The organism is Chryseobacterium paridis (assembly GCF_016595215.1).
Classification (GTDB): domain Bacteria; phylum Bacteroidota; class Bacteroidia; order Flavobacteriales; family Weeksellaceae; genus Chryseobacterium; species Chryseobacterium paridis.
Window position 1 is genome coordinate 11,927 of record NZ_JAENHK010000001.1, and the last position, 11,808, is coordinate 23,734.

Consider the following 11,808-nt stretch of genomic DNA (forward strand, 5'->3'; position numbering starts at 1 on the left):
TTTATTTTTATAGTATATATTTAATATGGTAATTTACTAAACTTTCGATAGGTTTTTGTACAATTTTACCAACATTTAAATTAAGTTCTGCTGCTGCAGATCGAAGAGTATCTTCATAATAATAGGCAATAGAGCCAATAAAATTAATTTCGGCATCTTGCGATTCTTCATAGGGAAGAACCTGATATTCGAAGAAATTTTTCATTTCTTCGAAAACCATTTGTTGAAAATAAGGATGATCTTTTCTTTCAACAACAAATTTATTGAAATTCGCTAAATAAGCATTGGGTCTTGAAGTGTGATACATGTTTTTCAATGCATCCTCAATAGTCAGGTGATAAGTTTCTTCAAATTCAGTATGCAAATCTTTTGGAAGCTTGAGCATAAAAAAACGTCGAACCAATTGTTTTCCAATTGAACTACCGCTGCCTTCATCACCAATAAGAAATCCAAGTGATGGAAGCTTTATTTTTAAATTCTGTCCATCGAAATAACAGGAATTCGACCCCGTTCCTAAGATGCAGACAATTGCAGGTTTACCAGTATATGCGGCATATGCAGCAGCCATTAGATCTTCTTTCGCTACCACATCTGCTTTGATAAAAAATTTCGCAAGTTCTCTTTCGATAGTAGCGCAATTTTCAGGTATTCCACAACCTGAACCGTAGAAAAATACTTTTGTTATAGAATTTTTGACAGCGCTAAGGTTGATGTTCTTTTCTATTTCGGGTACAATAAGTTCTGCACCAATATTATTGGGATTAAAACCAATAGTTTCCGTTTTCATAAAGACTTTTTTGAAGTCGTCTAAAATCACCCAATCACATTTGGTAGAACCACCATCAACAATAGCAACCATATATTACATTTTAATTTAAGGATGCTAAATTATGAATTTTATCTCTAAATAGCTTTACAAACGAGCCAGAAGGTGGCTTGGAAAATTAATGTTTTATATCATCTTTTTTCTCATTGAACTGTATTAGCCAATCCTGAATCTCATCTTCAAGGTAGGAAGTCTGTAAGATCATAGCATTTATAAAATCATCAGGCACCTGTTCTCCTTTAGAATTCTCAAGATTCCAAAGTTCATCAGACATATTTTCATACTCGGAGTAAACTCTCTTAAATCTTGAATTCTCTCTTTCAAGAGTCTCAATATTTTTCTGTTGGAGCTGGAATTTTCTGTATTTGTTTTGACTTTTCATACAAATATTATTATAAATTGGGTTATAAAGTTCTGGAAAATGCTTTCAATCGCGCATTACAAGATAGAAAAAACCATCAACACAACTAGTTGAAAATGAATTTATTATCAGGTGCTTTTTATTTGTTTCTGAAATTAAAATTAGAACTATTTTTCATTAAAAAAAAATATTTAACAACTTTTTTTACTGTTTAACATATAGTTATAAATTTGCACATCAGATAAATTCGATGAGAGAATTACTACTACGTCAGAAACAAATATTTTTCTTCATATTAGCAGGAGGACTAAGTGCTATTATGGAAATCGGAAGTTTTAAAATTTTCAGCACCTACCTTCCTCAATTTTTGCATTCGGAAACAAATTTCCATGGAATCCATTATCCACTGAGTAATATTTTCTCTACCTGCTGCGGGATTATTACAAATTACTTTTTAAGTATATGGTTTGTTTTTGAAAGAGGGAAACATTCAAAAAGAAAGGAATTTGTTTATTTTATGGTAGTCTCTTTTATTTCAACACTACTCAGCCTTAGTTTCTTCCAGGTATTTTATAGTTTCATATTTAAAGATAATATCAATTTAATTTTTTATACCTTGAGCCCGGAAATACTGAGTAAGATTGCAGCAATTTTATTGGTTTCTATTCTTAATTATTCGGTCAAGAAGAAAGTAATTTTTAATGGTTAGTCTGTGGTAAAGATTTTAAATTATATGTGGAGGCTTTGGCTTCTGATATTAGCCTTTGTTTTAACGATTGTATTTGGAATACCGGTTTATATTTTATCGTTTAGCAAAAAACATTATAAATACGCTTATCAGTTTATCCGTTTTTGGTGTTTTGGAATGTTCTATGGAATGGGACTTCGATATGAACTCATCAATCTCACAGATAAAAAAGTTGATCCTAATAAGCAATATGTGGTCATTTCGAATCACACCTCTATTATGGACATTATGCTTCCCTGCATCCTGTTTCCTAACCACCCTCTTTGCTATGTTGGTAAAAAAGAATTGGTAAAGATTCCCATTTTCGGAACTATTTATAAAAGAATATGTGTAATGGTAGATCGTGGAAGCGCAAGAAGCCGTGCAGATGTATACCGAAGATGTGCAGAAAAAATGGAAGAAGGTAATAGCATCGTTATTTTTCCTGAAGGGGGTGTTCCGGATGATACCTCTATACTCTTAGACGAATTCAAAGATGGTGCATTCACCTTGTCTACAAAACATCATTCTCCTATAGCAGTTTATACATTCATTGGTTTAAAAGAAATATTTCCATTCGACAATTCTAAAGGTCGCCCAGGCAAGGTCAAGGTGTATTTCAATGATATTATGGAACCTACAGGCTCACAAAAAGAGATGAAAACCGAGGCTTTTAACGAAATAAAAAAAACCTTGCTAGAACGTTCTATTTAAAAGAAATAATTATATTTGTTATTAAGAAATCTTTAACAAACATGTCGAATTATTCTAAACAAACTAATTGGGGACAATTCATCCCATTAGTCACTGTATTTTTTTTCTGGGGATTTGTTGCAGCAAGTAATGATATTCTGATCCCAGTTTTCCAAAAAGCTTTTAACTTAACACAAACCGAAAGTATGCTGGTACAGATTTGTTTCTATGTTGCCTATACAGTCGGTTCTTTAATTTATATGGCTATTTCTAAAGGGCTGAAACAAGACCTGGTAAACAAAATTGGATATAAAAACGGTCTGATTACAGGACTACTTATTTCAGCTGCAGGAACTTTATTATTCTATCCGGCTGCCAATATGGGATCGTTCCCATTGATGATTTCAGGACTATTTATAGTTGGGCTAGGCTTCTCTTTACAGCAGATCGTAGCCAATCCTTTAGCCATCGAAGTTGGTCCTATTGAAACTGGATCACAAAGATTAACAATGGCAGGAGGTATTAATAACCTTGGGACAACTATTGGTCCATTAATTGTTTCTTTTGCTATTTTCGGTTCTGCAGCTGCTGCCAATACAGAAGCAAGTATCGAGAGTGTTAAAATACCCTATTTAATATTAGGTGTTGCGTTTGTTTTAGTTGCCATAATGCTTAAGTTTTCCTCTCTTCCAGCTATTACTCCTACAAATCTTGAAGATACTGAAGATGCTACTCCAGGAGAACACAGAAAATCGGCTTTTCAATACCCACAGTTGGTACTTGGAATGATTGCTATATTTGTCTACGTAGGTGTAGAAGTTTCTACAGCAAGTAATCTACCTGCTTATATGGAAAAAAATCTTGGATTTGAAACAAAGGATGTTGCTCCCTACATCTCTCTATATTGGGCTTCATTAATGATTGGACGTTGGACAGGTGCCGTGGAAGCATTTGACCTTAGTTCGGGTTTAAAAAAGATATTACGATTTTTAGCTCCTTATCTTGCATTTGGTGTATTCTTATTAGTAAATGCCATTGCTAAACACGATCTTTCTCATTTTTATGTTTACGCATTTATTATTATAGCGATGATCATCTGCGATATTATGAGTAAAGGAAACCCAGCAAGAATGCTTCTTATATTTTCCGTTGCAGGGATTATTGCTCTATTGACAGGAATGCTAACAACTGGAATGGTTTCAGTTTATGCATTTACAAGTGTAGGCTTGTTCTGCTCTACTCTTTGGCCATGTATTTTTGCCCTTGCTATTAATGGATTAGGAAAACATACCAATCAAGGTTCAGGATTCCTGATCATGATGATTATGGGAGGAGGTATTGTAAGTATTATCCAGGGATATGTAGCTGATTTGACAACAGTGCATTTCAGTTATATAATTGGAGTTATTTGTTTTGCTTATCTGGCATTTTATGCCATCCGTGTGAGTGGAATTCTGAAATCTCAAGGAATTGATTTAGATAAAATTTCAAAAGGTAGTGGACACTAAAAATATACATATATATAAGAAAAAAAGATTTTGGGCGGGTATATTACTTGCCCAATTTCTTTTGTTTTTCTTTTTTTCAAAATCGAAAATAATCGTTTCTGTGTTCGAAAAGTTTTTTGAATTTCAAAAAGGATTTCATCAGATAATCTTTTCCTGGATCCCTTTTTCATTGGGCGATGTAATGTACGTTTTACTCGCTTTCATTTCTATATACATCATATTCCAATGTTTCAGTAAGAAAAGTAGAAACAAGGCCATTCTAAAGCTTTTATTGATCATCAATCTCTTTTACTTTTCTTATCAGGTTTCCTGGGGAATGCTTTATTTCCAAACCCCTATCATTAAAAAATTAAAAAAACAAGAAAAGCCAGATGTAAGAAAGGCGAAAATACTAGCTCTCCAATATCTTGAAAAATGTAAGATTACTCGAAAACTTGTTTCTGAGGATAAAAACGGAATCTTTGTAGCCCGTGATTTAAAAACTGTTCAAGAGGAAATACTTTCGCAACAACAAAGGCTTCCCAATTATATTTCAGGTAAAAAAGAGACAGGAATTAATTCAATAAAACCGAGCCTATTCAAAACGGTGATGAACTTTACAGGAATTCTTGGATACTATAATCCCTTCACCGCAGAAGCGCAGTACAATCCAAATCTTCCTTCCTCATTTATACCTTTTACTCTTGCTCATGAAAGCTCCCATCAATTAGGTTTTGCCAGAGAACAGGAAGCGAATTTTGTGGGATATTTGGTGGGTATACATTCAGAAAACCTGGAGCTAAGATACAGCACTGAATATTTTACGTTAAAAAGCCTTTTAAGATTTATCGTTGAACAAGACCCTAAGTTCGTAAAATCTATCATAAATAACTATTCTGCAGGAATGAAAAGGGATCGATTGTATGAGAGAAGTTTTATTTTAAAACATCAGGGATGGTTGGATGATTTTTTTGGATTTACAAACAATTTGTTTTTACAAAGCAATCAGCAGGAAGGCTCTGTAACATACTCGTATTTCATTGATTTACTGTTAAATTACGAGCAATAAAAAAGAATCGTATCAGGCGATACGATTCTAAAAACACAAATGATGAAAAAAAATTTATTACCTTGACTTGTTCCCTCATTCAAGGCGATGTAAAAGTACAACATTATTTATAAAAACAAAAACATTTTTATTCTTTTGTAAAACTTTATGAAAACTTTATGATTTTTTAAGTTTATTTGAGTTTACACCGAATAGGCAATTTTTATAGTAATTTTTTAATTTCAATAAAAAACATTTTATTTAGATACATTTTATCCAAAAAAAGCAGCTTAAAAACTTAAAATATTCAATTTTAAAAATTCCGTCCTTATATAAATAACTCTACTTTTCAACAGTCGGAATTTCTATAAAATTATCTGTATATCTTTTTACTTTCAATGGTTCTTTAGCATCATCTATTGTTTCATCACTTACATATTTTCTTTAACCTTAATCAACCTGATAAGCTGATGTTTTATTAATTAGCAACAATACTATTAAACGGCTTCCTTTTGGAATCTTTTTACGAAGAGGTATCGTTTGTACCCTGTTGTAATTATTTTATTTATCTTATAAGAAAGTTATTTGTTAAAAATATTTGAAAAGCATTTTAGTGAGTATATAAGCTTTATAGGTGAAGTAAATCCAATTGAATCTCTCTTTTAATACAGAATAAATATTATTTCATACAAAGTTGATTAATTCTACATAAATTAGCAATAAATGTATAATTATCAGAAACTTATAAAAACAGCGCAAGAAAACACCTATAAAAATGGCGTAATAAGTCCCATAAATATGAAAAACCATTTGCTTTTTTAAAACATCTTTGTATTTTAGATAAAAATATTAACATGACCTTCGATAAACTAATCAACTACTTAAAACTAGATAAACAGGAGTTTCTTTTTCAGTTTAATTCTCATCCGAATTACCCATCAGCACTTGCTTTTAGTGACACACTTAACTTTTTGGGAGTTAAAAATGATGCTTACCAATTAGATAAAGAATATTGGGATGAACTTCCAGAGGAATTTATTGCTATTGTAGATAATTCTTTCTCATTGGTAAAGAAAGCGGGAGCTCAATATTCTGTTTATTCTGATAAATCAAAAACTGTAAATAAAGAAGAACTTCATAAAACATCATCCGACTTTGTTCTTTTATTTGAAAAAACGGAAAATTCGGAACAAAAGATATCGAATTATAAGCCATTTATATATGCTATTCTCGGAATAATTCTTTTGTATTCTGCTATCAACTTCGCCTGGTATCAAATCTTATTTAATCTCTTGTCACTAGCAGGTGTCTATATTTCCTTAGAAATCTTCAATCAGAAGTTTGGAAATACTTCAGCGGTGATTGGAAGTATTTGTGGCGATACGTCAGCAAATCAAACCGTAAACTCATGCAACAAAATCATTAATCAAGATAAAACCAGCATACTTGGATTAAAATTCTCAGATTTCTCACTGATCTATTTCATAGGAATTGCAGTTCTCGGAGTATTTTTACCGGCAACTGGTTATATAATTAAAGGCTTCACAATTGTTTCACTCATCGCTATTGGCTACTCTATTTATATACAAGCATTTGTAGAAAAGACATTTTGTCGTGTGTGCCTTTTGATTATCTCAATTTTAGTAGTTCAGTTAATCCTTACATTATTCTTTTTTGAGAACTTCTATTTCAACACCAACATTGCAATATTAAGTTTACTATTATGGGGAATTATTTTCTTTGCTGTTTCTTATTTCAATACTATACTCACAGATAAAGAGGCTCTACAGAAATCAAATGCTAAAAACTTAAGATTTAAAAGAAATTACGATCTATTCAAAAGAGAACTTTTAGAAAAAGATAAAGTAACATTCAGTGATAACCAAACTTTTTCCCTAGGAAATAAAGATGCAAAACTCCACATAGCTGTAGTTTCAAATCCATATTGTGGCTTCTGTAAAGGAGCACATGAAATCCTGGAAAGCCTATTAAAAAAATATCCAAATGACATTTCTGCTCAGATAAGATTCAATTATTTTTCTGATAGATCAAATGAGAAATCTACGGGTCTTTTATCAGACTTCATGAATATTTATAAAAACAAGCATGAAAATGAGTTCTTAAAAGTGGTAGAAACGTGGTTCGAAAATAGAGATGAAAAACAGATCAAAGATCTGGTAGGTAATAATCAAGTAGAAGATCTTAGTGCTCTTAATGCAATGTCACATGAAAATAGCAATGCGGGATTAAACTTCACTCCTATTTTGATCATTAACGGATTTCAGTTTCCGGATAAATATGATCGTGAGGATATTCATTATTTCATTGATGAACTGATTGAAGATGATGAAATTTAAAAAAATTGTAATAATTTAACAAATTTCACTAATTTAGGAAAAAAATAAAACAGGACTCTAAAAGCCTTGTCGCAGCCAGTTATATCAGAAAATTTTCACCATGGAAAACTCAAAGAAAAGTTCAGAACCAGATCGTAAAAAAGTAAGCGATAGATCCTCGAAAATACACTCTCCATGTACTATAGGAGTTTCGTTAAATTCAGGTTATTATCCTTTAGAGATTTGTAATGAAATACCTTCTAAGTGTTTAATCACTGATAACATCTGTCAGCACTAATTTAATTGGTATTAAAAAATATTAATAAAAAATGTCGTCAAATATGACGGCATTTTTAAATGATTATAAATTTTGAAGAAATTTCCTTTTTACAGGCAGCCTGATGCCAAAGATTGCGGTCCAACATGCCTTAGAATAATTAGCAAGTACTACGGCAAAAGTATTTCATTGCAACAAATCCGCAGCCTTTCTGAAACTACTCGTGAGGGAAGCAGTTTGTTGGGATTAAGTGATGCAGCCGAAGACTTAGGATTCCGATCATTAGGAGTTCAGGTCGATTTTAACACATTTGCTGAAGAAGTTCCTTTTCCATGTGTGGTACACTGGAACAAAAATCACTTTGTAGTTGTCTATAAGGTGGACAAAAATAATAAAGTATATATTTCAGATCCCAGTTATGGGCTAATCACCTATAGCAAAGAGGAGTTTATCAAATTATGGATTGGTGAAAATGCAACTGAAAAGACAGAGGAGGGAATTGTTTTAATTTTAGAAACGACTCCGGCTTTCTTCCAGACAGAATTTGATGACAAAGAAAGTAAAGCCAGTTTTTCATTCCTATCAAAATATTTGTTTAAATATAAATCGCTGGTCATTCAGCTTGCTGTAGGACTTTTAGCGGGGAGTTTATTATCTCTTATATTTCCATTTTTGACGCAAAGTATTGTAGACGTTGGTATACAAAATCAGGATTTACATTTCATTTATTTGGTTTTACTTGCTCAAATTATGCTTTTTATTGGTAGAATGGGCATAGAAGTAATCAGAAGCTGGATTTTGCTTCATCTCTCTGCAAGGATAAACATTTCCATTATTTCGGATTTCTTTATCAAACTCATGAAACTTCCTATTAGTTTCTTCGATACCAGAATGACAGGCGATATCATGCAGAGAATTAATGATCATCACAGAATTGAGCAACTTCTTACCAGCTCATCGCTGAATACATTATTTTCCTTGGTAAACTTAATCATTTTCAGTATTGTACTCCTACTTTACGATTATAGATTGTTTATCGTTTACCTGGTTGGAGCCATTTTGTATATCGGATGGATCACATTCTTTTTAGGCAAAAGAAAAGAACTTGATTATAAAAGGTTTTCCCAGGTATCTCAGGAGCAGAGTAAGGTCATCGAACTGATCAATGGAATGCAGGAAATAAAAATGCATAACGCCGAAAAACAAAAACGATGGGATTGGGAATTCCTACAGGTAAAATTATTCAAAATCAGAATAAAATCTCTTTCTCTGGAACAATGGCAATCTGTTGGAGGTAACTTCATTAATCAGATGAAAGATATTCTGGTAAGCTTTCTATCAGCTAAATTGGTTCTTGATGGAAATCTGACACTGGGGATGATGCTTTCTGTACAGTATATTATTGGTCAGCTAAATAGTCCTTTATTACAGTTGATTGATTTTATCAAACAAACTCAAGATGCCAAGATCTCCCTGGAAAGATTAGGCGAAATACATGACAAAGAAGACGAGGAAAATAAAGATGAGCAATATGCTTCTGAACTCCCTCAAAAAGATATAGAAATTGAAAATCTTTCTTTCAGATATATTGGTTCTGATGTATATGTATTTGAAAATTTAAGTTTGAATATACCCTACCAAAAGACGACTGCCATTGTTGGTGCCAGCGGAAGTGGAAAAACAACATTACTTAAGTTATTAATGAAATTTTACGAACCCAATAGTGGTGATATTAAAATTGGCAATACAAAATTAAAAAACGTTTCGCCAAGATTTTGGAGAGATCATTGCGGTGTAGTAATGCAGGAAGGATATGTTTTCAATGATACGATTGCTAATAATATTGCTATTGGAGAAGACACTGTTGACAAGCAAAAATTACGAAAAGCCGTAGAAATAGCAAACATAAAAGAATTCATTGAAGAACTCCCATTAAGCTATAATACTAAAATAGGAAACGAAGGTGTTGGTGTAAGTGGTGGACAGAAACAAAGGCTTTTTATAGCAAGAGCTGTATACAAGTCTCCGGAGTACATCTTCTTTGATGAAGCTACTTCTGCACTGGATGCAAATAATGAAAAGATCATTATGGAAAATCTGGAGCAGTTTTTTAAAGGAAAAACAGCAATTGTAATTGCTCACAGACTATCTACCGTTAAACATGCCGATAAAATAATTGTTTTAGACAAAGGAAAAGTAGTGGAAGAAGGAAGTCATGTTGAGCTTGTTGCTTTACGAGGTGAATATTACAGACTTGTAAAAAATCAACTTGAATTAGGAAATTAATCTATGATTTTTAGTAACTTGACTAAATTAATCCTAAAATATTAACTATGAGAGATTTAAAGAAAATCGGAAGACAAAATTTAAAAGAAATTACGGGTGCAGGACCTATTCCTGCTTATCCATGTAATTGCTTTTGCATCATTGGCAGCAATAAAGTATGGAATGCATGCAATCAATACTGTCCGGGAGGGGTAATTCCTGGAGTTGAAATGGGGAATGACCCAAAATGTGATTATAAATTACCTCTGTAAATAATTTAATTATATCAAGATTAAAGTAAAATCCTCGATTTGAGGATTTTTACTTTCAATCGTTTATTCTTATATGGAAAAAGAAATTTTAGATAATATAGAACTTCGTTCGGAGAGTGTTCAGGATATTCTTACACGCCCACCTCATTGGATGATCCGATGGGGCAATAGCGTTATATTCATTATTCTTATACTCATTTTAATCATGAGTTATATAATAAAATATCCTGAATTTGTCTCAGCACCTATTGTTGTTACTTCACAAAATCCACCAGAGAAATTAGAAGCCAGAACTAATTCTAAAATTGAGAAGATATTTATAAAAGATCATCAGGAGGTCAAAAAAAATGATGTCCTTATGGTCATGCAATCTGCAGCCAATTACAATGATGTTCTAACATTAAAAAAGATCATAGACTCCTTGGCTCCAAATCAGCTCTCTTCTTTCCCTATTCAAGAAACATCACACTTTAAATTAGGAGAATTACAAGGTGATTATAACAATTTCGCAAAAGCTTTCCAGGATCAGGATCTTTTTACAAGGCTACAGCCTTATGCTCCTGAAAATCTCGCAGCGAATCAAAGTATTTCTGAGTACAGACTAAGGATTGCTACTACCAAGCAACAAAAGAGCCTGGAACAGGCAAAATATCAACTTACAAAGAAAAGCTATCAAAGATCTCAGGAATTGTTTAATCAGGGCGTAATCGCATCTATGGAGCTTGAGGCTGAAAAGATAAAATACATCCAGGCTCAGCAAAATCTGGAAAACATTACTATTTCACTGTCTCAGATGGAAGAAGCTATTTCCAACCTTAATAAAACAAAAAGTGGAACTGCAATTAATACTGAAAAAGATAAAATCAATTATTCTTCACAGAGCTTACAACTATTTGAACAATTAAGAAAGTCTTTAAAGCAATGGGAGCAAAATTTCCTGGTTATTTCATCTACAGATGGTATTGCCAGCTTCCAACAGTTTTTTGGCGAAAATCAGTTTGTAAAAAGTGGTGAAGCTATACTATCTATTCTTCCAAAAAATAGAGAAAGGCTGGTTGGAAGAATGTCTGTCCCTCCTACTAACTCAGGGAAAATTACTCCAGGAGAAAAAGTATTGATCAAGTTAGATAATTATCGGTTCCAGGAATATGGTATTGTAGAAGGGAAAGTTCAAAGTATTTCTCTCTCTACCGATGATAAAGGTAATTATTATGTAGATGTCCTTCTACCAAAAGGACTGAAAACGTCTTATAAAAGAGATCTTACATTTGATAAAGAACTTAAAGGAAATGCAGATATTGTAACTCAAGATCTAAGACTGATCGAAAGGTTCTTCTATCAGATCAGAAAGCTCCTTGGATATCAAAGTAGCTAATTATAAATATCCATATAAAACAAAAACCGTAACATGTTTGTTACGGTTTTTTTGTAGCGAAGACGGGAATTGAACCCGTGACCTCAGGGTTATGAATCCTGCGCTCTAACCAACTGAGCTACCTCGCCTTTTTGGTGGTGC

10 protein-coding genes and 1 tRNA gene are annotated in these 11,808 nt (G+C 32.6%); 8 read left to right on the plus strand and 3 right to left on the minus strand.

The window, feature by feature from the left end; genetic code table 11:
• Positions 1-7: 7 nt before the first annotated feature.
• Positions 8-859: a BadF/BadG/BcrA/BcrD ATPase family protein gene (locus JHL15_RS00030; RefSeq protein ID WP_200241264.1), complete on the minus strand. Its 852-nt coding sequence runs from the start codon at positions 857-859 to the stop codon at positions 8-10.
• A gap of 85 nt (positions 860-944) precedes the next feature.
• Positions 945-1,208: a hypothetical protein gene (locus tag JHL15_RS00035; RefSeq protein ID WP_200241266.1), complete on the minus strand. Its 264-nt coding sequence runs from the start codon at positions 1,206-1,208 to the stop codon at positions 945-947.
• Between the two features lie 229 nt (positions 1,209-1,437).
• On the opposite strand from JHL15_RS00035, the gene JHL15_RS00040 reads away from it, so the two are divergent.
• The 8 genes from JHL15_RS00040 to JHL15_RS00075 all read left to right on the plus strand — a co-directional run bounded on the left by JHL15_RS00040 (position 1,438) and on the right by JHL15_RS00075 (position 11,667).
• Positions 1,438-1,896: a GtrA family protein gene (locus JHL15_RS00040; RefSeq protein WP_200241269.1), complete on the plus strand. Its 459-nt coding sequence runs from the start codon at positions 1,438-1,440 to the stop codon at positions 1,894-1,896.
• A gap of 24 nt (positions 1,897-1,920) precedes the next feature.
• A complete protein-coding gene (locus tag JHL15_RS00045) occupies positions 1,921-2,628 on the plus strand; it encodes a lysophospholipid acyltransferase family protein (RefSeq protein ID WP_200241271.1) in 708 nt (235 codons plus the stop codon).
• A gap of 41 nt (positions 2,629-2,669) precedes the next feature.
• The gene (locus JHL15_RS00050) at positions 2,670-4,115 is read left to right on the plus strand and encodes a sugar MFS transporter (RefSeq protein WP_200241273.1); all 1,446 of its coding nucleotides are present in this window, start codon (positions 2,670-2,672) and stop codon (positions 4,113-4,115) included.
• Entirely contained in the window at positions 4,105-5,163 is a 1,059-nt protein-coding gene (locus JHL15_RS00055) for a DUF3810 domain-containing protein (protein ID WP_200241276.1), read from the plus strand. Before JHL15_RS00050 ends, JHL15_RS00055 begins: the two co-directional genes overlap by 11 nt.
• Positions 5,164-5,996: 833 nt before the next feature.
• The gene (locus JHL15_RS00060) at positions 5,997-7,499 is read left to right on the plus strand and encodes a thioredoxin domain-containing protein (RefSeq protein ID WP_200241279.1); all 1,503 of its coding nucleotides are present in this window, start codon (positions 5,997-5,999) and stop codon (positions 7,497-7,499) included.
• Positions 7,500-7,848: 349 nt separating this feature from the next.
• On the plus strand, positions 7,849-10,041 hold the full coding sequence (locus JHL15_RS00065) for a peptidase domain-containing ABC transporter (RefSeq protein ID WP_200241282.1): 2,193 nt from the start codon (positions 7,849-7,851) through the stop codon (positions 10,039-10,041).
• A gap of 47 nt (positions 10,042-10,088) precedes the next feature.
• Complete coding sequence (locus JHL15_RS00070) at positions 10,089-10,292, plus strand: hypothetical protein (protein WP_200241284.1); 204 nt, start codon at positions 10,089-10,091, stop codon at positions 10,290-10,292.
• Positions 10,293-10,365: 73 nt separating this feature from the next.
• Positions 10,366-11,667 (plus strand): HlyD family secretion protein, encoded by a 1,302-nt coding sequence (locus JHL15_RS00075; protein WP_200241287.1) that lies wholly within the window; start codon positions 10,366-10,368, stop codon positions 11,665-11,667.
• Between the two features lie 54 nt (positions 11,668-11,721).
• Here the strand turns inward: JHL15_RS00075 and JHL15_RS00080 are convergent.
• Positions 11,722-11,795 (minus strand) — tRNA-Met (locus JHL15_RS00080).
• Positions 11,796-11,808: the final 13 nt, after the last annotated feature.